19 protein-coding genes, 1 other RNA gene and 1 riboswitch are annotated in these 20,134 nt (G+C 72.9%); of the genes, 16 read left to right on the top strand and 4 right to left on the bottom strand.

All coding sequences use genetic code 11. The annotated features are described in order from the left end of the window. The first annotated feature begins 47 nt into the window (after positions 1 to 47). The 6 genes from M8330_RS09400 (at position 48) to prfB (ending at position 5,441) form a co-directional block, all read left to right on the top strand. The gene (locus M8330_RS09400) at positions 48 to 938 is read left to right on the top strand and encodes a DNA-methyltransferase (RefSeq protein WP_250827107.1); all 891 of its coding nucleotides are present in this window, start codon (positions 48 to 50) and stop codon (positions 936 to 938) included. After that, positions 935 to 1,789, top strand: coding sequence for a DNA-methyltransferase (locus M8330_RS09395; RefSeq protein ID WP_250827106.1), 855 nt, complete (start codon positions 935 to 937; stop codon positions 1,787 to 1,789). The genes M8330_RS09400 and M8330_RS09395 overlap by 4 nt, the downstream gene beginning before the upstream one ends. 349 nt (positions 1,790 to 2,138) lie before the next feature. Further along, positions 2,139 to 2,283: riboswitch (cyclic di-AMP (ydaO/yuaA leader) on the top strand. A 23-nt stretch (positions 2,284 to 2,306) separates the two neighbouring features. After that, positions 2,307 to 2,849, top strand: a complete 543-nt coding sequence (locus M8330_RS09390; protein WP_250054093.1) for a C40 family peptidase — start codon at positions 2,307 to 2,309, stop codon at positions 2,847 to 2,849. A gap of 223 nt (positions 2,850 to 3,072) precedes the next feature. Continuing rightward, a complete protein-coding gene (locus tag M8330_RS09385) occupies positions 3,073 to 3,744 on the top strand; it encodes a hypothetical protein (RefSeq protein WP_250827105.1) in 672 nt (223 codons plus the stop codon). Beyond that, complete coding sequence (locus M8330_RS09380) at positions 3,741 to 4,214, top strand: CAP domain-containing protein (protein WP_250827104.1); 474 nt, start codon at positions 3,741 to 3,743, stop codon at positions 4,212 to 4,214. Before M8330_RS09385 ends, M8330_RS09380 begins: the two co-directional genes overlap by 4 nt. Before the next feature lie 111 nt (positions 4,215 to 4,325). Then, positions 4,326 to 5,441 (top strand): peptide chain release factor 2, encoded by a 1,116-nt coding sequence (gene prfB / locus M8330_RS09375; protein ID WP_250054087.1) that lies wholly within the window; start codon positions 4,326 to 4,328, stop codon positions 5,439 to 5,441. A gap of 18 nt (positions 5,442 to 5,459) precedes the next feature. Here the strand turns inward: prfB and M8330_RS09370 are convergent, their stop codons facing one another. Both M8330_RS09370 and M8330_RS09365 read right to left on the bottom strand, forming a co-directional pair. Beyond that, positions 5,460 to 7,808 (bottom strand): fibronectin type III domain-containing protein, encoded by a 2,349-nt coding sequence (locus M8330_RS09370; RefSeq protein ID WP_250827103.1) that lies wholly within the window; start codon positions 7,806 to 7,808, stop codon positions 5,460 to 5,462. Between the two features lie 92 nt (positions 7,809 to 7,900). Then, positions 7,901 to 8,626: a hypothetical protein gene (locus tag M8330_RS09365; protein ID WP_250827102.1), complete on the bottom strand. Its 726-nt coding sequence runs from the start codon at positions 8,624 to 8,626 to the stop codon at positions 7,901 to 7,903. Positions 8,627 to 8,701: 75 nt separating this feature from the next. Between M8330_RS09365 and ftsE the strand changes: the two genes are divergently transcribed. From ftsE to ssrA, 6 genes are all read left to right on the top strand, one after another. Then, positions 8,702 to 9,391, top strand: a complete 690-nt coding sequence (ftsE, locus tag M8330_RS09360) for a cell division ATP-binding protein FtsE (protein WP_250054083.1) — start codon at positions 8,702 to 8,704, stop codon at positions 9,389 to 9,391. 65 nt (positions 9,392 to 9,456) lie between these two features. Beyond that, positions 9,457 to 10,368: a permease-like cell division protein FtsX gene (gene ftsX / locus M8330_RS09355; RefSeq protein WP_250054081.1), complete on the top strand. Its 912-nt coding sequence runs from the start codon at positions 9,457 to 9,459 to the stop codon at positions 10,366 to 10,368. A 34-nt stretch (positions 10,369 to 10,402) separates the two neighbouring features. Then, positions 10,403 to 11,782, top strand: a complete 1,380-nt coding sequence (locus M8330_RS09350; protein ID WP_250827101.1) for a peptidoglycan DD-metalloendopeptidase family protein — start codon at positions 10,403 to 10,405, stop codon at positions 11,780 to 11,782. A 67-nt stretch (positions 11,783 to 11,849) separates the two neighbouring features. Next, a complete protein-coding gene (gene smpB, locus M8330_RS09345) occupies positions 11,850 to 12,329 on the top strand; it encodes an SsrA-binding protein SmpB (RefSeq protein ID WP_250054077.1) in 480 nt (159 codons plus the stop codon). A gap of 70 nt (positions 12,330 to 12,399) precedes the next feature. Beyond that, positions 12,400 to 13,107: a maleylpyruvate isomerase family mycothiol-dependent enzyme gene (locus tag M8330_RS09340; RefSeq protein ID WP_250054075.1), complete on the top strand. Its 708-nt coding sequence runs from the start codon at positions 12,400 to 12,402 to the stop codon at positions 13,105 to 13,107. A gap of 95 nt (positions 13,108 to 13,202) precedes the next feature. Next, positions 13,203 to 13,572, top strand: a transfer-messenger RNA (tmRNA) gene (ssrA, locus tag M8330_RS09335). 128 nt (positions 13,573 to 13,700) lie between these two features. On the opposite strand, the gene M8330_RS09330 is transcribed toward ssrA, so the two are convergent. Next, complete coding sequence (locus M8330_RS09330; protein ID WP_250827100.1) at positions 13,701 to 15,680, bottom strand: fibronectin type III domain-containing protein; 1,980 nt, start codon at positions 15,678 to 15,680, stop codon at positions 13,701 to 13,703. A gap of 226 nt (positions 15,681 to 15,906) precedes the next feature. Between M8330_RS09330 and fabG the strand changes: the two genes are divergently transcribed. From fabG to M8330_RS09315, 3 genes are all read left to right on the top strand, one after another. Beyond that, positions 15,907 to 16,671, top strand: a complete 765-nt coding sequence (gene fabG, locus M8330_RS09325) for a 3-oxoacyl-ACP reductase FabG (RefSeq protein WP_250827099.1) — start codon at positions 15,907 to 15,909, stop codon at positions 16,669 to 16,671. A gap of 50 nt (positions 16,672 to 16,721) precedes the next feature. After that, positions 16,722 to 17,123, top strand: coding sequence for a YccF domain-containing protein (locus M8330_RS09320; protein WP_250054068.1), 402 nt, complete (start codon positions 16,722 to 16,724; stop codon positions 17,121 to 17,123). 70 nt (positions 17,124 to 17,193) lie between these two features. Then, positions 17,194 to 17,955 (top strand): DinB family protein, encoded by a 762-nt coding sequence (locus tag M8330_RS09315; RefSeq protein WP_250827098.1) that lies wholly within the window; start codon positions 17,194 to 17,196, stop codon positions 17,953 to 17,955. Positions 17,956 to 18,117: 162 nt separating this feature from the next. Here M8330_RS09315 and M8330_RS09310 read toward each other — a convergent pair whose 3' ends face one another. After that, positions 18,118 to 18,690 carry a dienelactone hydrolase family protein gene (locus M8330_RS09310; protein ID WP_250827097.1) on the bottom strand — a complete coding sequence of 191 codons (573 nt, stop codon included), beginning with the start codon at positions 18,688 to 18,690 and terminating at the stop codon, positions 18,118 to 18,120. A gap of 95 nt (positions 18,691 to 18,785) precedes the next feature. Between M8330_RS09310 and M8330_RS09305 the strand changes: the two genes are divergently transcribed. Next, positions 18,786 to 20,129: a TrkH family potassium uptake protein gene (locus tag M8330_RS09305; RefSeq protein WP_250054062.1), complete on the top strand. Its 1,344-nt coding sequence runs from the start codon at positions 18,786 to 18,788 to the stop codon at positions 20,127 to 20,129. Positions 20,130 to 20,134: the final 5 nt, after the last annotated feature.

The following is a 20,134-nucleotide window of genomic DNA, read 5'->3' as shown; positions in this document are numbered from 1 at the left end:
ATGCCCGCGCCGTCGAGAGCCGACGAGCGGGAGCGGGAGGAGCGGGCATGAGCGCCCCGGCAGAACCGCTGCCCGCCCCGCGCGAGGTCCACCGCACCGGGGAGAGCGCCCTGTTCGAGGGCGACTCGATCGCCTGGCTGCGCACGTTGCCGGACAGCAGCGTCGACCTCGTCTTCGCCGACCCGCCGTACAACATCAAGAAGGCGGCGTGGGACTCGTTCGAGTCCGCCGAGGCCTACATCTCCTGGTCGATGGAGTGGATGGTCGAGGCGTCCCGCGTCCTCACGCCCACCGGCAGCCTGTACGTGTGCGGGTTCCCCGAGGTGCTGGCCGACCTCAAGCACCCCGCGATGCGGCACTTCCACTCCGTGCGGTGGCTGGTGTGGCACTACAGGAACAAGGCGAACCTGGGGAGCGACTGGGGCCGCAGCCACGAGGCGATCCTGCACTTCCGCAAGTCCCGCGCGACGCGGATCGACCAGGACCCGGTGCGCATCCCCTACGGCGCGCACACCCTGAAGTACCCCGGCCGCGCCCAGGCCGAGACCAGCGCCTTCAGCCAGGGGCGCGAGCAGCGGGCCGAGGCCTGGCAGCCGCACCCGCTCGGCGCCAAGCCCAAGGACGTCATCGAGGTCCCGACCACCTGCAACGGCATGGGGGAGAAGACCCCGCACCCGACGCAGAAGCCCGAGGAGCTCGTGCGCAAGTTCGTGCTCGCCTCGAGCCCGGCGGGCGGCCTCGTCCTCGACCCCTTCTCCGGGTCGGGCACCACCGCCGTCGTCGCCGAGCAGCTCGGGCGGCGGTGGCTGGCCTGCGAGCTCGAGCCCGAGTACAACGCCTGGGCCGTGCAGCGCCTGGAGAACGTGCAGCGGCGCACCGAGCAGGAGTGGATCGAGCACGACCGGGCTGCGGCGCGCCGGCGGGCGTCGATCCGGTGAGCGGCCCGACCCGCGGGGAGACCCGCGCGGTGCTCACCACGGACCTCGGCACCCTCCACCAGGGCGACTGCCTGGCCTGGCTGCCGACGGTCGCCGACGCCAGCGTCGACGTGGTCTTCGCCGACCCGCCCTTCAACCTCGACAAGGACTACGGCGCCGGCGTCACCGACCGCCTGGACGACGCCGACTACCTCGCCTGGTGCGAGCAGTGGCTGCGCGAGTGCGCCCGGGTGCTCAAGCCCGGCGGCGCGCTGTGGCTCTACCACGTGCCGCGCTGGAACATCGAGCTCGGCCACGTCCTCAACACCCTCGGCCTGACCTTCCGCCACTGGGTCGCGGTGGACCTGAAGATGAGCCTGCCGATCCAGGGGCGCCTCTACCCCTCCCACTACTCGCTCCTCTACTACACGCGCGGCAAGCCGGCACGCTTCGAGCGCCCACGGCTGCCCGTGGAGACGTGCCGGCACTGCGGTGGCGACGTGAAGGACTACGGCGGCCACCGCGACAAGATCCACCCCGACGGCATCAACCTCTCCGACGTGTGGACCGACATCACCCCCGTCCGGCACCGCGGCACCAAGAACCGGGGTGCGAACCAGCTCTCCGAGCGACTGCTGGAGCGGGTGCTGACGATCTCCAGCGAGCCCGGCGACCTCGTCCTGGACCCGTTCGGGGGCAGCGGCACGACCTTCGCGGTGGCCGAGCGCATGCACCGCCACTGGGCCGGGGTGGAGCTGGGGGACGTGGAGCCGATCGTCCGTCGCCTCACGGGCCAGGAGACCGCCTACGAGCCCCCGGGGCGCGGGGACGCCGGCAAGGGCGTCCGCTCGGCGGACGTGGACGGTCCGTAAGAGGTCGAGCACACCCTGTTCGCAGATGGCGGGCGTGGCCGTCCGCATGACGTGCCTCTAGCGCACGGCAGTCGTGTGAAGAAAGGTCTCTTCGGTAAAAGTGCGTGGAGTCACATCTGCATCGTGCAGAAGTGCTCTCACCAGCACGGATGCACAGCGATGCCCCCGTCTTCCCCGCAACCGGCTGTGAGGAAGACGTGAGAACCCCCGTGATGGTTTGGGTTCCCTTCAGGGAGCCTGCCTACGGTCCTCGGGACACATCGCAACGAAGAGCACCACCGGTCCACGGGCGAACGCCGAGTCCTTGCCCCGCCTGTCGACCGGTCCACGTACCCGGCCCGTCGCGGCCGGCCGAGCACCACCAGGGCAGGAGTGGGGGACCCACCTATCGCGGTCCCGACGAACCGGGCTACCGCTCGGGGTGAAGCCGTGCGTGCACGGCCGGGCACCTTTCCGCCCGAACCCGACAGCTCACCTCACAGGCGTGGAAGGGACTCACGTCTTGAAGCTTGCTGCCATGCCCTCGGCGCTGCGCGCCCTGGGGAACCTCACCACCCGCCTGGTCGTCGTCTCGGCCCTCGCCTTCGGCCTCCTCGCGGTCACCTCCGCCGTCACCACGACCGAGAACGGTCCCGCCGCCGCCAACGCGGCACAGAAGCGCACCGCCGCCCACCGCAAGGCGACCCTCCGCAACGTCCGACAGGGCACGCGGGTCGCCTCGAACCAGAAGGGCGACCCCTACCAGTACGGCGCCGACGGCCCGAACCGGTTCGACTGCTCCGGCCTGACGATGTTCTCGTTCCGCAAGGCCGGCTTCAAGCGCATGCCGCGCACGTCCAGCGCCCAGGCCAAGTTCACCGGCCGCATCAAGAAGTCGAACATGCGCCGCGGCGACATGATGTTCTTCTACGGCTCCAGCGGCGTCTACCACGTCGGCATCTTCGCCGGCTGGCGCAACGGCCACCGCATGGTGCTGCACGCTCCCTACAGCAACGGCCGCGTCCGCGTCGAGAAGGTGTGGACGCACAAGTGGTACGGCGGGACGCTCCGGCGCCGCTGACCCCCCCACGCGCACCCGGCCTCGCCGGCCGCCCCGTACCGGGGCAGAGCCCCACGACCCCGCCCCGCCTGTGTCCGGCGCGGGGTCGTGGCGCGTCCGGAGGCGCCGCCCGAACCCCGCTCCTCGGCGAGGCGGGGACGCCGGGGAGAACCACTCGGCAGGGCTTCGCGATCGGGCTATGGTGCCCGTCACGTCATCCCGTCGGCTCGCTCGGAGGCCCACCATGACCGCCACCCCCACCGCCCCCGCCGTGCCCACCGCCGGTGCCCAGCCACCCGCACCGGCACACAGCCCGGCACGCCGCCGCGTCCCCGGCCCGCGTGCGCTGCTGACCCTGCCGCTGGTCCTGGCAGGGCTCCTGCTGCCCGGCCTGGGTGCCCCCGCGCAGGCGGCCGACACCGGCGTCCTGGGGCTGCCGCTGACCGTCACCGACGCCCGCGGTGACTGGCAGGAGGGCGCCTCCAGCACGCTGACGCGCCGGCAGAAGGCCAGCATCGACCTGCGCAAGATGCGCGTCGTGGCGCTGCCGCAGCGCTCCCGGGTGCGGTTCGTCATGACCCTGCGCCGGGTCACCCGCAGCGACGCCTTCGACCAGGTGCTCCAGCTACGCGTCACCCCGCGCCAGGGCAGCGCCTGGTCCGCCGGCTTCGACCTCGGGGTGCAGGACCGCGAGGTCTTCGCCTTCTTCGACGAGGGCACCACCTCGCGCAGCTGCACGCCCCGCCTCGGTGTCGACCGCAGCGCCGGCCGCCTCACGGTGAACGTGCCGGAGCGCTGCGTCCCCGACCGGCCCGGCCGCGTGCGGCTGGCCTCGTTCACGACCCTGTGGCGCAGCGACGCCCCCGCCTACTCCTCGGACCGGCTGCACGTGCCCGGTCTGGTGGACCTGCGATGAGCGCCCCGACGCGGCTGCGCGCCGCCGTCCTCGCCCTGCTCGCGCTCGTGCTGACGGCCGGGCTCCTCGGCCCCGCCTCGCCCGCGGGCGCCGCCGTGGGCGACCGCTACGAGAAGGTGGCGCGCCAGGTCACCAACAAGGCCCGCGCGAACCACGACCTGGTGAAGCTGCGCCGGCAGCGCTGCGTGCAGCGCAAGGCCGAGCGGCACGTGCGGTGGATGGCGAGGAACAACAGCCTGGAGCACCAGGACCTCACGCCGGTGATGGAGGACTGCAAGCTCTCCACCGCCGGCGAGAACATCGCCATGGGCTACTCGACCGGCCGCCAGGTCGTGCGGGCCTGGATGCGCTCGGAGGGCCACCGCGCCAACATCCTGAACAAGCGGTTCCGCCTCCTGGGCATGGCCGCGGTCAAGGACGACGACGGCCGCTGGTGGGCCGCGCAGGTCTTCGGACGCCGCCGGCGGTGACCCGGCCATGACCAGGCCACGACCGGGCTCCGGCGCGGGGACGACGCGCTGCCGGGGCCGCGGGCGACCCACGAGTAGGCCCCGGCTGGACGAGGGCCGTAGTCTGCGCATGTGGCAGGCCCCGACTTCGACAGCGAGATCAAGCAGCTCCAGGCGACGATGCACACCATCGAGCAGGTGCTGGACCTGGAGACGATGAAGGCGGAGATCGCCTCCCTCCAGGAGCAGGTCGCCGCGCCCGACCTCTGGGACGACCAGGCGAACGCCACGCGCGTCACCGGCAAGCTCTCCGACCTCCAGGGCCAGCTCGAGCGCTTCGAGCGGCTGAGCAACCGGATCGAGGACCTCGGCGTCCTCGTCGAGCTCGCGGTCGAGGCGGACGACGCCGACTCCATGGAGGAGGCTCAGCGCGAGCTGCCCAAGGTCAAGACCGCGGTCGAGAGCCTCGAGGTCCGCACCCTCCTCTCGGGCGAGTACGACGCCCGCGAGGCGATCGTGACGATCCGCTCCGGCGCCGGTGGCGTCGACGCCGCGGACTTCGCGGAGATGCTGATGCGCATGTACACGCGCTGGGCCGAGCGCAACAAGTACTCCGTCGAGGTCTTCGACGTCTCCTACGCCGAGGAGGCGGGCATCAAGTCCGCCGAGTTCGCGATCCACGCGCCCTACGCCTACGGCACCCTCTCGGTCGAGGTCGGCACCCACCGCCTGGTGCGGATCAGCCCCTTCGACAACCAGGGCCGCCGCCAGACGTCCTTCGCCGCCGTCGAGGTCGTGCCCCAGCTGGAGCAGACCGACGAGATCGAGATCGACGAGAACGAGGTCCGCACCGACGTCTTCCGCTCCGGCGGCCCCGGCGGCCAGTCGGTCAACACCACCGACTCGGCGGTGCGCCTGACGCACATCCCGACCGGCATCGTCGTGTCCTGCCAGAACGAGAAGTCGCAGCTGCAGAACAAGGCCGCCGCGATGATCGTCCTCAAGGCCAAGCTCCTCGCCCGCAAGAAGGCCGAGGAGGCCGCGCTGAAGAAGGACCTCAAGGGCGACGTCGCCGCCTCGTGGGGCGACCAGATGCGCAACTACGTGCTCAACCCGTACCAGATCGTCAAGGACCTGCGCACCGGCTTCGAGACCGGCAACCCGCAGCCCGTCTTCGACGGCGAGATCGACGGGTTCCTCGAGGCGGGCATCCGCTGGCGCCGCGGCGCGGAGAAGGTCGAGGCCTGAGCCTCGCGCGGCGGGGGCTCAGCGCGCCCGCACCACGCTCGAGGCGGCCGAGGGTCGTGAGAGGCCCTCGGTGTTGCGCGCCTGCACGCGGAAGGACCACCGGCCCCGCGTGAGCCGCAGGGCCTGGCGGGTCGCCGACGCCGCCACGTCCACGCGTCGCACCTGCACCACCCGGCCGGCCGCGTCCCACTTCCGCGCCACCACGCGGTAGCCGGTCAGCGCCGCGCCGCCGTCGGAGGACGGGGCGCTCCACCGCGCCACGGCCGTGATCGCCCCGCCCCGACGCCCGGACGAGGCGGCGCCGATGCGCGGACGCCCCGGTGTAGTGGCGGCGCGGGGGATCACCAGAGTCGCGGACGCGGCAGCGGACTCACCGACGTTGTTGAGCGCCGTCACCGCGATCACGGCCACGTCGCCGGGGGCGAACCCGGAGATGGCGCCACCGGCTCCGCTCGAGACGGTGCCGATGAGCCCACCGGACTCGTAGACCCGGTAGGCCTCGACGGGGGCGCCCCCGTCGGAGGCGGGCTCGGCGAAGGCGAGCAGCAGCAGGCCCGCGTCCGCGTCCCAGGTCAGCACCAGGTCGCTCGGGGCGTCCGGCACGGTGGCCGTGCCGGCGTCCGTGGTGAGACCGGTGGTGGCGACGGGGGAGGCCCCGACCGCGTTGGTGGCGCGCACGCCCACCGTGTACGTGGTGCCCGCGGACAGGCCGGTCAGCGCCCGGCTGGTCGTGCCGGCGGACACCGTCGCGACGTCGGCGCCGTCGAGGCTGACCACGTAGCCGGTCAGTGCGCTGCCGCCGTCGGAGGCCGGTGCCGCCCAGGAGATGGTCGCCGTTGTCGTGCCGGTGGCCGTGGCGCTCACGTCGGTGGGCGTGCCGGGGGCCGTGGGGGAGGAGGTCTCGCAGCCGGAGACCGCGAGCGTGTAGCCGCCGAGCGAGCCGTAGTCGCCGTAGCCGCCGGCGGCCCAGCTGCCGTTGCCGACGCCGTCGAGGCGCGCGAACAGGGGCTCGTCGACGACGCTCACCGTGGCCGCGGCGCCGGTGCCCGAGGCGGTGACGCCGTCGCCGGCCGCGGAGGCCGGGTCGGCCGTGGCCAGGGTGGCGCCGCCGGCGTCCAGCACCTGCAGCTCGAGGTCGAGGTTCGGGCTGGTCTCGGCGGTCGCGGCGCTCACGGTGACCTCGCCGGTGCAGGTGCCGAGGGAGAAGACGTCGACGTCGGTGGGCGTGCCGATCACCCCGGACGCCGGCAGCGCGGCCGCGGACGCGGCGGCCACCGTGTCGCCCACGTCGTCGGTGCGCCGCGGGGCGCCGTTGGCGGCGATCAGTGACAGGTCGTCCTCGGTGTTGCTGGGGCTCGGGTACTCGCCCTTGCTCCACTGCACCAGCGGGCGCCACGTCGAGCCCATGATCGGCCCCCAGATGCCCTGGCCGCCGTAGTAGGCCGTGCCGCCGGAGACCCCGTCGTGGGAGAGCCCCAGGTTGTGGCCGACCTCGTGGCTGACGGTGCCGGTGATGGTCTCCACGTCGTCGTAGTAGCCGGTGAACGCCCAGGCAGGGGAGTAGTAGGCGCTGCTGGTGTCGTCGAAGACGTCGACGTAGGCGATGCCGGTGCAGCCGCTGCTCACGCACAGCGCGGCGTGCGCGACCAGGTCGTCGGTGACCATGGCGTGCGCGCCGTAGACCTGGTCGCCGGAGCCGGAGCGGGTCAGCGCCGCCGCCCCCGGGTCCTGCGTCGTCACGTCCACGGCGAACGGCGCGAAGTCCTCGGCGACCTGCTGCCACACCTGCTGGATCAGCGCCCGCTCGGCGGTGCTGAAGGTCGAGTAGTCGGCGTCGTAGGAGAACCCGAGGACGCTGGTGGTGGTCAGCTTCCACGCGTTCCAGGCCGTGCCCGAGACGGTGCCGCCGTCGAAGTCGATGAAGATCGTGCGCTGCGCGCCCGGCAGCGAGTGCAGCGTGAAGGTGTCCTCGGCCGGGACGATCAGGTCGGCCGCCGTGGCCTGCGGGGAGGCCTGGTCGCGGTCCGCGGCCAGCTCGTCGCGGTAGAACAGCCGGCCCGTGGGGTCCAGCCAGGCCGTGGGGTCCTCGCGCAGCACCTCGGCCAGCGCCCGGCCGGTCAGGTCGTTGAGCGCTGCCGCGGTGCCCAGGTCCTCGCCCAGCAGCCGCACCGCCCGCGCGCCGCGAGCCGGTGCGGGGAGCAGGTCGGCGTCGACCACGGTGAGGTCGGAGGCGGGCTCGTCCGCGGCCCGCGCCGGCGCCAGGGGCCCGGCCACGGGTGCGGCGAGGGCTGAGGCGGCCACCGTCGCGGCGGCGAGCGCGAGCAGGCGGGCCCGACGAGGACGGCGGAGCGAGCGGGGGGAGTCCACCTCGGCAGGCTAGGGCCGCGCGTGGCCGGTGGAGACGGTCTTCACCGACTCTTGTCGATACCCGTCGCCGACGTTGTCCGTGCAGGTCAGGATCAGTCCGCGGCGCCGGCGAGCGCCACCGCGGCGCACCAGGCGTCCGAGCGGCGCAGGAGGGCTCCCGTGGCCACGTCGCTGCGCGCGGTCACGGTGCAGGTCAGCCACGCCTCGCCGAGCAGGCCGGCCCGGACGACGGCCCGGCCGGCGTCCGAGGAGCACACGGCGGTGGCGCCGACCGTGCCCAGCACGTCGGCGTCGGCGCGCTCCTGGCAGGTCACCCCGTCGCCGGAGACGGAGTCGGCCAGCCCCCGCGCCAGGCTCCGGGCCCGCCCGGTGCCGACCGCCGGCGCGTAGACCCACGCCTGGACGCCGGGCACCACCGCGGCGCCGCGGCCGGTGGTCCAGCGGCAGCCGTACTCGTGCGCGACGTCGCTGGTGCCCTCGGCCAGCCCCTGGGTGAGCACGGTGGTGTCGCCGTCGTCCCACTGCGCCAGGCTGGGCACCCGCCCGCCCTCGCGGCGGCCCAGGGCCGCGAGCACGGCGGCGTCCGGCACCTGGTCGCAGAACGACGCCCGCTCGAGCACCAGGTCGGGCTGCTGCGCCGAGAGCCCCGCCACGGACGAGGGGGAGGGGACGAGGTCGGAGGCGGAGACCGTCTCGCCGGGCACGGCTGCCCCGCCGTCGTCCGTGGTGCCGCCGGAGGTGCACGCGGTGAGCGTTCCCCCCAGAAGCACGCAGGCCGCCAGGACGAGGCTGACGGGGCGGGGGAGCCGGGCACGCATGTGAGGGAGGGTACGGATGCGCGCCACGCGTGCGGATGCCGGGGACGCTCAGGTGGTCCGCGTAACCTCCTTCGGGTGATCCGCTTCGAGAAGGTCTCCAAGTCCTACCCGGGCGGGGGCGCCCCCGCGCTCGACCAGGTCTCGATCGACGTCGAGAAGGGCGAGTTCGTGTTCCTCGTCGGCGCCTCCGGCTCCGGCAAGTCCACGGCGCTCCGGCTCGTGCTGCGCGAGGCGCGGCCCACGTCCGGTCGTGTCTACGTGGCCGGCAAGGAGATCAACCGGCTCGCCGGCTGGAAGGTCCCGCGGCTGCGCCGCCAGATCGGCACCGTGTTCCAGGACTTCCGGCTGCTGCCGAACAAGACCGTCGCCGAGAACGTCGCGTTCGCCCTCCAGGTCACCGGCTACTCGCCCAAGGAGATCCGCTCCCGCGTCCCCGAGACGCTGGAGATGGTCGGCCTGGACGGCAAGGCCGACCGGATGCCCGACGAGCTCTCCGGCGGCGAGCAGCAGCGCGTCGCCGTCGCACGCGCCTTCGTGACGCGGCCGATGATCCTGGTGGCCGACGAGCCCACCGGCAACCTCGACCCCGGCACCACCGTCGGCATCATGAAGCTGCTGGACCGGATCAACCGGACCGGCACCACCGTGCTGATGGCCACCCACGACCACGGGATCGTCGACCAGATGCGCAAGCGCGTCGTCGAGCTCGAGCACGGCCAGGTCGTCCGCGACCAGGACCGCGGCGTCTACGGCTTCCAGCACTGACGTCCCCGCCTCCCCTCCCGCACGTCTCCCCGCCCGCGCAGCACTGAAAGGGCACTCCTCCCGCCATGCGCTACGTCCTCTCGAACCTCGGCCAGGGCCTGCGACGCAACACGTCGATGCACCTGGCCGTGATCCTCACGCTCTTCGTCTCGCTCACGATGGTCGGCACCGCGCTGATGGTCCGCAGCCAGGCGGAGAAGACCGTCGACCAGTGGGGCAGCGAGCTCCAGATCACCGTCTACCTGTGCCGCGCGGACGACTCCAACGCCCGCTGCCTCGGCGAGGTCAGCAACGAGGAGAAGCGCGCGATCGGGCAGGTGCTCGACGACAGTGCGCAGGTCGACTCGTGGGAGCTGGAGTCCAAGGCCGAGGCGTTCGAGAAGGTCAAGGAGCTCTACTCCGACGACGCCGACCGCTTCGAGGGCGAGAACGCGGTCCTCACCGAGGACGACATGCCGGAGTCGATCTGGGTCACGCTGAAGTCGCCGGACCAGTTCGAGGCGGTCACCAGCGCCGTCGCCGGTCTGGACGGGGTGTCGTCGGTGCGCGACCAGCGCCAGACCATCAACCCGCTGCTGAAGATCATGAGCGGCATGCAGGTGGGCTCGCTGGCCATCGCCGTCGCGCTCATCATCGCGGCGCTGCTGCTGGTCGCGAACACCATCCGACTGACCGCGTTCGCCCGCCGCAAGGAGATCGGCATCATGCGCCTGGTGGGTGCCTCCGGCGCCTACATCGCGCTGCCGTTCCTGCTGGAGGTGCTGGTCACGACGCTGGTCGCGGTCGGCCTCGCCGTCGGCACCCTGGCCGGCTTCATGTTCTTCGGCGTGCAGCGGGTCTTCAGCCAGTACCTGGGCTTCATCCCGTGGATCGGCTGGGAGGACTGGGCCTTCGCCTCGATCGTCGTCGCGATCCTCGGCCCCGTGCTCAGCCTCGTCCCGACACTCCTGCTCACGTCGAAATACCTCAAGGTCTGACTCCGGGCGCGTACCGTCGCTGCCGATGCGTCACATGAGCACCATGCGACGCATCGCAGCACGTACCACCCTCGAACAGGCAGGACACCCGGTGCGCTTCTTCCCCAGCGCCAGCCGACAGCGCCTCGCCGCGGCCCTCACGGCCGGGGCCCTGGCGCTCGGAGTCGTGGGCTCCGGTGCCGTCAGTGGCACCGCGGCCGTCGTGACCGGACAGGCGGCCAGCGCCGCCCCCGCGGGCCTCGTCTCCGCGGCCGACTCCGACGAGCTCAAGAAGAAGAAGAAGGACGTCGGCAAGAAGATCGACGGGGCCGAGGACGACCTGGAGGAGGCCTCCAGCGGCCTGCGCCGGGCGGTCAACCAGCTCGACCGGGCCCGGGCCGCGCTCAACGAGGCGCGCGCCGAGCTCACCGTCGTCCGCGACAAGCTGCGTGACGCGCGCTCGCGCGACGCCCTCATGCAGGACCGGCTCGACGCCGCCGAGGCCCGGCTCAACCGGGCCCGCACCGACCTGGCCTCCGGCGTCCGCGACCTCGCCCGCCAGCAGGACCAGGTCAAGGACTCGATGATCGACTCCTACCTCGACGGCCCGGCCGAGCTCGACGCGATCATGGGTCTGCTCACCGACGGCAGCGCCGAGGACGTGGCGCGCCAGCAGGCCGCCGCCGAGGCGATGGTCGGCCACCAGACCCGGATGTACGACGAGCTCGACGCCGCCGCGGTGCTGCTCGGCGTCCGCGAGGAGCAGGTCTCCGCCGCCCGCGAGGAGGTCGCCGCCCAGCGCGAGGCCGCCGCCGACCACCTCTCCACCGTCACCTCCCTCGAGGCCCAGGCCGAGGCCGCCCGGGACCGGGTGGCCTCCACCGTCTCCGCGCGGATCAGCGCGAAGCAGCGGGCCGCCACGGTCAAGCAGCGTGACCTGCGGACCCTGCGCCGGCTCAAGGCCCGCGAGCGTCGGCTCCAGGGCCGCATCGAGCGGGCCGCGCAGCGCTCCGGCACGAACGTGCGGGCCAGGGCGTCCGGCTACCTGACCCGTCCGGTGCCCGGCGCCGTCACCTCCCCGTTCGGCTACCGCATCCACCCGATCTACGGGTACTGGGGCCTGCACGACGGCACCGACTTCGGCGTCTACTGCGGCGAGCCCATGCGGGCCGCGGGCTCGGGCACCGTGATCGCCAAGTACTACTCCTCGGTCTACGGCAACCGCCTCTACCTCTCGCTGGGCAAGGTCAACGGCCGGTCGCTGACCGTCGTCTACAACCACGCCCAGGGCTACCGCTACGACGTGGGCGACTACGTCCAGCGCGGCAACGTCGTGGGCCGCGCCGGCACCACTGGCTGGTCCACCGGCTGCCACCTGCACTTCACGGTGCTGGTCGACGGCACCGCCGTGGACCCGATGAACTGGCTCTCCTGAGCCTCGTCCTGCACCGGCCCGCCTGCCGGATGTGAATGCGGTTGACCTGATCAGGGAGACTGGGGGCATGGCGAAGGAGCAGGGCACCAAGATGATCGCGCAGAACAAGAAGGCGCGACACGACTACGCCATCGAGGACACCTACGAGGCCGGTCTGGTGCTCATGGGCACCGAGGTGAAGTCGCTGCGCGAGGGGCGCGCCTCGCTGGTCGACGGGTTCATCGACATCGATCGCGGGGAGGCCTGGCTGCACGGCGTGCACATCCCCGAGTACCTCCAGGGCACCTGGACGAACCACTCCGCCCGCCGCAAGCGCAAGCTGCTGCTGCACAAGGCGGAGATCGACAAGATCGAGCGCCGCGTGGCCGAGAAGGGGCTCACGGTCGTGCCGCTGGCCCTGTACTTCGTCAACGGCCGCGCCAAGATCGAGATCGCCACCGCCCGAGGCAAGAAGAGCTGGGACAAGCGCCAGGCCATCGCCGAGCGCACCGCCAAGCGCGAGACCGAGATCGCCGTCGGCCGCCGGCTCAAGGGCCACGCGGACTGACGAGAGCCGGCCCCTCCTGGGGGAAACCGGTGGACAGGGCCGCACCGACGAGCGGTTCCTGGGATCATCGGTGCCCGTGGACCCCGAGCGCACCCCCGAGCCGGTCTCTGCACCCCTGCCGCTGACGACCGAGCAGACCTGGAGCGCCGTCGCGCGCGAGCGGCGGTACGTGGCGGACCTGGTGCAGTCGCTGACGCCTGCGCAGTGGAGCACCCCGTCCCTGTGCCGGGCGTGGACCGTGGGCCAGGTGGCGGTGCACCTGACCGCCCCCATGACCATCTCGGTGCCCGACCTGGCGCTGGCCGTGGCCACGCACTGGTTCTCCTACGACAAGGCGATGAACGCGCTGGTCAAGGAGCGTGCGGCCGCGCTGCCGGACGACGAGGGCGCAGAGATCGTGGCCGACCGGCTGCGCACCGGGTGCGGCAACCGCTTCGCCCCGCCCGGCCTCGGCCCGCTCGCGCCGCTGACCGATCTGCGGGTGCACACGCTCGACATGGCGGTGCCGCTCGGGCTGGACGTGGCCCACGACCCCGCCGTGTGGCCGCACGTGCTCGGGTTCCTGGTGGGCACGCCGGCCCGTCTCGGGGCGTTCACCCGCGGACGTCGCCCGGCGGTCACCCTCACGACCACCGACGTCGACTGGACCCACGGCACCGGCCCCCGCGTCGAGGGCCCGGCCCACCGGGTCGCGCTGGCGCTGACCGGGCGCTCGCGGGGCCTCGACGGGCTCACCGGCCCGGGCGTGGAGCCGCTGCGGGCCTGGATCGCCCGCTGACGTCCTGACCTGCGGGTACCCGCACCCGAGCGCGCCAACGCCCGGGAACAAACGGGTGGACGACGGCCGTTACACTGGGTGCGTACAACTCAAGAGGGGCTGATCGGTTTCGACTGGGGACGTTGTCTCCAGGGGAAGCGGGTCGAGAAGCCAGCGCCATCTCGTAAAAGTCGCTGGAAACCTATAACTGCCAACGCTAAGCGCAGTTCCTTCGCTCTCGCCGCCTGAGCGGTGATCGAAGCGTCAGACCGGGCATCCGTCTCCGTCCCGGACCCTGGCGTCGACTAGGAGACTTGCTGTTCAGTTGCTGTCAGGGCGGCTGACCGGGACTCAAACCTGACTGAGCCTGTCGGTGACGTGTTCGTGCGAGCACCGGGGCTGAGAAAATCGACAGCACGAACTGCACCCGGAGAAGACCTGGTCCAGCGCCACAGGACGCGGGTTCGATTCCCGCCAGCTCCCCCCCGACAGCCCCCGCCCCCGCCGGCCGCCCCGGTTCCGGGGCGGCCGTCGTGCCGTGCGAGGGGCCGTGGGTGCGATCGCTGGCACCTGCTGCCAGTGATCGCACCCACCCCCGTTCAGGCCCGCACGGTTCAGGGCAGCGTGCTCACCGTGCCGGTGATCGCGTCGCCGTAGCCCGCCTTGTTCCGGGCCCGCAGCGTGATCGCGTAGGGCGTGCCGGGCAGGAGCCGGTAGACCGTCATCCGGGTCGCGCCGGAGGAGAGCCGGTAGGTCAGCCCGCCCACGCGCAGCTCGTAGCCGAGCAGCGGGGCGCCGCCGTCCTCGGCCGGACGGGCCCAGGAGAGGGCCAGCTGGCCCGTGCCCGGCACGACCGTGACCGAGCCCGGCACGCCCGGCGGCACCAGCGGCGGCGTGGTCACGGTGACCTCGACGGTCTCGCTCGGCACGACGCCGTTGACGCTGCGGATGGCGACGGTGTTCTCCGCGCCCGGCCGCAGGCCGGTGGCGGTGAACGTGACGGCCCGCGCGGAGACCGAGCGCCAGGAGCCGCCGTTGACCGAGACCCGGTAGCCGGTGGTGAGCAGGTCGCCGCCGGTGCCGGGCTCCCAGGTCAGCACCGCGGTGTCGGCGTAGCGGGCGGCAGCGGCCACGGAGACCGGCGGCGCGGGCCGCAGGGGCTCGAGGTTGCAGCCGGGGGCGTCGATCTCGTACTGCCCGATCGACCCGTAGGCGTCGTAGCCGCCTCGTGACCACGTGCTCTCGGCGGCGCCGGTCACCTCCAGGACGAGGTCGCCCCACGGCGGCTTCGTCGCCGCCGGGGCGGGCACGACCACGGAGGCGCCGGTGCCGGCGGCCGTCACGCCGTCGCCGGCGGTCGTGACCTGGTACGCGCCGGTGAGCCGCAGCCCGCGCGTGGTGCGCAGCGTGATGCCCAGGTCGAGGTTCGAGGCGTAGGCGGTGGGGGAGACCGAGATGCTGCTGCCGACCGTGCACGCGCCCAGCGCGAACGCGTCCTTGTCCTGCATCGAGGTGATCCGCGCGGTGCCGTTCTCGGGGAACGTGCCGGACAGGGCCCACGTCGGGCCCGCCTCGTCCACCGGGGAGCCGAGCACGGCGCGCAGGATGGTGACGTCGTCCTGACGGTTGGTCGCGCCGTAGTAGGAGCCGCGGCTCCACTGGGTGACGGGTCGGTAGTAGCCCACGCCCATGATCGGTGCCCACAGCCCCAGCCCGGTGTAGTAGCCGCTGGTGCGGGTGCCGTCGTGCCCGAGGCCGAGCGTGTGGCCCACCTCGTGGGAGGCGGCCTCCGCCACCGACTTCGGGCTGTTGCCGGTGCCCTGGGTGAAGACCCAGGCGGGCTGGTGGCTGCCGCCGACCTCGGGGAAGGTGCCGACGTAGGCCACGCCGCCGCAGGCGCTGCTGCACAGCGGGCCCCAGGCGGGGGAGGGGCCGATGACGACGTGGATGCCGTAGGTGGTGTCGCTCGCCGAGGAACGGACGAGGGCGTCGCTGCCCGGGTCCTGCGTGGTCACGTCCACGTCGAAGGCCTCGAAGTCGGCGGCCACCGAGGCCCACACCTTCTGCACCGCGTCGAAGTCGGTGGCGCTGAACCCGGCACCGTCGCCCGCCGGGTCCCACGCGGGGTGGTTCGCGCCCGTGCGGGCCAGGCCCCACGCGGTCTCACCGAGGGTGGTGCCGTCCCCGTCCAGGAAGATCGTCCGCTCCGCGCCGGGGCGGCTGTGCAGGGCGAAGGTGTCCCCGGCCGGGGCGAGCAGCGCCGCCACGCTCGCCCGGGCGGCGGGGGAGGGCCCACCCGTGCCGACGGCGTCCGCGGGCGGGGCGGGCGGCACGGGGTCGACCACGTACAGGCGACCGCGCCGGTCCAGGTGCACCGTGTCGTCGGTGCGCAGCAGGTGCTCGGCCTGGCGGCGGGAGAGCGTGGTGCCGACGACCGAGGGGCCGACCTCCCCGGTCCCACCGGCTCCGGGGCCGTCCGTGCCGGGCACGCTCGGGGTGCCCGCACCGGCGGGTGCCGCTGCCAGGGTGGCGGCCAGGCCGCAGGACAGGCTGAGCGCCAGCACGAGTGCCGGGGCGCGGTGGGGCAGGACCATGTCGGTGATCTCCTTCGTCCACCGCCCCATCGACAGCGCACACGGTTGCGTGCGACAAACCCACGGACCTGCGGACCGGACTGGTCCACTGTGCGCGGCCGCCGGCCTCTGTCAACGCCCGGTGAACTCTGCCCACTGAGGGTGACCTTTCGGTTTCGGCGACACCAGGCGGCTCCGCGCGCTGGTGAGATGCCGGTGCGAGTAGGCACGAGCGCAGGAGGCAGGCATGTTCACCCCCGTCGAGGGTCGGTCCGTGGTGGTCACGGGCGGCAGCAAGGGCATCGGCAAGGGCATCGCGGGCGTCTTCGCCGCCGCGGGCGCGAAGGTCACCATCACCGGCAGGGACGAGGCGGCGCTGGCCGCGGCCGCCGAGGACCTGAGTTGTGAGTGGTTCGCCGCCGACGTCGCCGACCGGGGCTCGTGCCAGGACCTGGCCGAGATGGTCGTCGCTCGCCACGGGGGCATCGACGTCCTGTGCGCCAACGCCGGCATCTTCCCCTCGGCCACGCTCGCCGAGATGACGCCGGCCGACCTGGCCCAGGTGATGGGCACCAACCTCCACGGCACCGTCTTCGCCGTGCAGGCCTGCCTCCCCGCACTCGCGGCCTCCGGGCACGGACGGGTCGTGGTCACCTCCTCGATCACCGGGCCGATCACCGGCTACCCGGGCTGGAGCCACTACGGCGCCTCCAAGGCCGCCCAGCTCGGCTTCATCCGGACGGCGGCCATCGAGCTGGCGCCGCAGGGCATCACCATCAACGCGGTGATGCCCGGCAACATCGCCACCGAGGGGCTGGCCGACATGGGGGAGGACTACGTGGCGGGCATGATCGCCTCCATCCCGCAGCGCCGGCTCGGCTCGGTGGCCGACATCGGGCACGCCGCCCTGTTCCTGGCCACCGACGAGGCGGGGTTCATCACCGGTCAGACGATCGTGGTGGACGGTGGCCAGGTGCTGCCGGAGTCCCCGGAGGCCCTGGAGGGGATCTGACCCCCACGGGTGGGTCGTGAGGGCGCCGCCCGTCTGCCAGGCTTCACCGCGTGAAGCTGATCCTCAATCTGCTGTGGCTGGTGCTCTCCGGGTTCTGGATGGCGCTGGGCTACATCGCCGCCGGCATCGTGTGCTGCCTGCTGATCGTCACCATCCCGTTCGGCATCGCCTCCTTCCGGATCGCCGTGTACGCCCTGTGGCCCTTCGGCCGCCGGGCCGTGCGTCGCGACTCCGGGCCGCTCGGGGACACCCTCACGATGGTCGGCAACGTCATCTGGTTCCTGGTCGCGGGCCTCTGGCTGGCCATCGGGCACATCACCACCGGCATCGCCCTGTGCGTCACGATCATCGGCATCCCGCTCGGCATCGGCTCGTTCAAGATGGTGCCGATCTCCCTTCTGCCGCTCGGCCGCGTGATCGTGGACTCCGACCAGCCGCTCGTGCCGCGCTGAGCGGGCGGCCCGGTCGCTCGCCGGGCGTCCGGGCCTTCCGGCGGCCGCCGGCGCGGGTGATGCTGGGCGCATGAGCGAGAACGGACTCGACCTCTCCGGCCAGGTGCTGCACCAGCCCGACCTCTCGGACGCGACGCTCGTCGAGCCCGACCTGCGGGGCCTGCGGGTCGTGGGGGCGTTCGTGGGCGGCCTGGAGGTCTGGCCCTTCGCCGGACGCTTCGACGGGCCGGTGCTGGTCGACGGGGTGGACGTCACCGCGTTCGTGGAGGCCGAGCTGGACCGGCGGTACCCCGAGCGGGCCGCGGTGCGCCAGGCCCAGGACGACGGCACCGTCGCGCAGCTCACCGCCGCCTGGACGGCCGTGCGGATCGGCTGGGCGGGCACCCTGGAGCGGCTCGAGCAGGCCTCGCCGGAGGTGCGCGAGCAGCGGGTGCGCGGCGAGTGGTCCGCCGCCCAGACCCTGCGGCACCTGGTCGCGGCCGTGGACATCTGGATCGGACGAATGCTGGCCGAGACCGAGGCGCCGTTCCACCCGCTGGGCCTGCTGCCCGAGGACTACCCGCTCGAGGGCTCACGCGCGCTCGGGCTCGACCCGCTCGGCAGCGCGCCCTGGCCGGCGGTGCGCACGGCCTTCGAGGACGCGGGGCGGCGCGTCGACGCGGCCCTGGGCGACCTCACCGACGCCGACCTTGGCACCGACCGCACCGGCCTCCCGGCGCCGGACTGGGGCCCGGAGACGCGGACGGCGCGCCAGTGCGTCGCCGTCGTCCTGCGAGAGCACGTGGCCCACCGCCGCTACCTCGAGCGCGACCTGGCCACCCTGCTCGGCTGAGGGGGTGTCCCGACCGGCGCGAGGCGGGTCGTTCGGCCCCCCGTTGGCCGAATCTCAGGTTCGGGTGGCAGCCTGGGGGTGTGCCAGTGCACCAGCCCCGTCCCTCCGGACAGCCCGGCCGCCGCCACCGTCACTCCGGTCGGGAGGCCGGCCGCTTCCGGCTCACACCCGCTCGAGGAAGGCGAGACTGCGCTCGAGCAACAGCTCAGTGGCGTCAGGTGCGTAGCTGTCCAACGAGGCGTCGCTGAACAGGTGCACCGAGCCGGGGTAGGTGAAGACCTCCACCTCGGGGTGCTGGGCCGACACCTCCCGCGCCGCGGCCAGGTCCCCCTCCAGCCCGAAGAACGGGTCCTGCTCCATGCCGTGGACCTGGGCGGGGAGCCCGTCCGGCCAGGGCCCGGCCCACTCCGGCGAGATGAACGCCTCGTACAGGAGCGCACCGCGAGCACCCGGCCGTGCGCCCAGCAGCCGCTGCGCGCTCATCACGCCGAGCGAGACGCCCGCGTAGACGATGTCGGCGGGCAGCGCCGACGCCGCCTCGTCCACCCGTGAGGTGAGGACGTCGTCGCCGAGGGTGTTCACGAAGGCCACGCCCTCGTCGACGGTGCGGAACGTGGCTCCGCCGAACAGGTCCGGGGCGTGGACGGTGTGGCCGGCCGCGCGCATGCGGCCGGCGAGCACCTCCATCCCCTCCGTGAGTCCGCAGACGTGGTGCAGCAGCAGGATCTCGGCCATGAGGGCCTCCCGAGGTGGTGGGCGGGGTGTGCTCGTGTCGTGAACGAACCTAGGGGAAGGCTCCGACATCGGGCGTTGTCGCCTACCGTCGGGGCGTGCCCAGCGCGACCTTCAAGCTCGTCCGCCACCCCGCGCAGCTCGTGGTGGTGGCCTTCGCCGTCGCCGTGGGGATCGGGACGCTGCTCCTGAGCCTGCCGGTCGCAACGGCCTCCGACACCTCCGCGGACTGGTCGACGGCGCTGTTCACCGCGACCTCCGCGCTGTGCGTGACCGGCCTCGTCGTGGTCGACACCGGCGGCTACTGGTCCGCGTTCGGGCACGTGGTGATCATGATGCTCTTCCAGGTCGGCGGCTTCGGCATCATGACCACGGCGTCGCTGCTCGGCCTGCTGGTGAGCCGCAAGATGGGCCTGCGCACGCGGCTCAGCGCCGCCGCCGAGTACAAGGCGGTCGACCTCGGCGACGTCCGCTCGGTGGTCAAGGGCGTCCTCCGCATCTCGCTGCTGATCGAGGCGGTCATCGCGGTGATGCTGACCCTGCGGTTCTGGCTGGGCTACGACGAGTCCTTCGGCCAGGCCGTGTGGCTGGGCGTCTTCCACGCGGTCTCGGCCTTCAACAACGCGGGCTTCGTGCTCTTCGACAACTCCGTGGTCGGCTTCGCCACCGACCCGCTGGTGCTGCTGCCGATCGCCGGCGGCGTCATCCTCGGCGGCATCGGCTTCCCGGTGATGCTGGAGCTGCGGCGGCACTTCCTGCGGCCGCGGCAGTGGTCGCTGCACACGCGGATCACGCTCACCGGCACGGTGCTGCTCCTCGTCCTCGGCACGATCTTCATGGTGGCCAACGAGTGGCGCAACGACGCGACGCTGGGCGCCCTGCCGGTCCACGACCGGTTCCTGCCGGGGTTCTTCCACGCCGTCATGCCCCGCAGCGGCGGGTTCAACGCCGTGGAGACCGGGGAGATGCACCACGGCAGCCTGCTCGTCTCCGCGGTGCTGATGTTCATCGGTGGCGGGTCGGCCTCGACCGCCGGCGGCATCAAGGTCACCACGTTCCTGCTGCTGTTCTTCGTGATCCTCGCCGAGGTGCGCGGCGAGAAGGACGTGCACGTGTTCGGACGCCGGATCGGCGACCGCGCCACCCGCCAGGCGCTGACCGTGGCGCTGCTGTCGGTGGCCGGGGCGGTGACCGGCACGTTCGTGCTCGTCGAGATCACCGACCTGCCCATCTACCAGGTGATGTTCGAGGCGGTCTCGGCCTTCGCCACGGTGGGCCTGTCCACCGGCATCACGCCCCTGGTGGGCGACGCCGGCGAGGTCGTGCTCGTGCTGCTCATGTTCATCGGCCGGCTCGGCCCGGTCACCCTCGTCTCGGCGCTGGCGCTGCGGGAGCGGCAGCGGCTCTACCAGCACCCGGAGGGCCGCCCGCTGATCGGGTGAGCCGC

This window comes from Nocardioides bruguierae (genome assembly GCF_023656415.1).
GTDB classification, from domain to species: domain Bacteria; phylum Actinomycetota; class Actinomycetes; order Propionibacteriales; family Nocardioidaceae; genus Nocardioides; species Nocardioides bruguierae.
The sequence above is the reverse complement of the archived record's forward strand: the minus strand, read 5'-3'. Positions and strand labels throughout refer to the sequence as shown.

Coding starts and splice junctions, on each gene's coding strand:
- M8330_RS09400 (WP_250827107.1), top strand. CDS start 48: ATGAGCGCCCCGGCAGAACCGCTGCCCGCCCCGCGCGAGGTCCACCGC.
- M8330_RS09390 (WP_250054093.1), top strand. CDS start 2,307: ATGCCCTCGGCGCTGCGCGCCCTGGGGAACCTCACCACCCGCCTGGTC.
- M8330_RS09385 (WP_250827105.1), top strand. CDS start 3,073: ATGACCGCCACCCCCACCGCCCCCGCCGTGCCCACCGCCGGTGCCCAG.
- M8330_RS09380 (WP_250827104.1), top strand. CDS start 3,741: ATGAGCGCCCCGACGCGGCTGCGCGCCGCCGTCCTCGCCCTGCTCGCG.
- M8330_RS09365 (WP_250827102.1), bottom strand. CDS start 8,626: ATGCGTGCCCGGCTCCCCCGCCCCGTCAGCCTCGTCCTGGCGGCCTGC.
- ftsX (WP_250054081.1), top strand. CDS start 9,457: ATGCGCTACGTCCTCTCGAACCTCGGCCAGGGCCTGCGACGCAACACG.
- M8330_RS09350 (WP_250827101.1), top strand. CDS start 10,403: ATGAGCACCATGCGACGCATCGCAGCACGTACCACCCTCGAACAGGCA.
- smpB (WP_250054077.1), top strand. CDS start 11,850: ATGGCGAAGGAGCAGGGCACCAAGATGATCGCGCAGAACAAGAAGGCG.
- M8330_RS09330 (WP_250827100.1), bottom strand. CDS start 15,680: ATGGTCCTGCCCCACCGCGCCCCGGCACTCGTGCTGGCGCTCAGCCTG.
- fabG (WP_250827099.1), top strand. CDS start 15,907: ATGTTCACCCCCGTCGAGGGTCGGTCCGTGGTGGTCACGGGCGGCAGC.
- M8330_RS09315 (WP_250827098.1), top strand. CDS start 17,194: ATGAGCGAGAACGGACTCGACCTCTCCGGCCAGGTGCTGCACCAGCCC.
- M8330_RS09310 (WP_250827097.1), bottom strand. CDS start 18,690: ATGGCCGAGATCCTGCTGCTGCACCACGTCTGCGGACTCACGGAGGGG.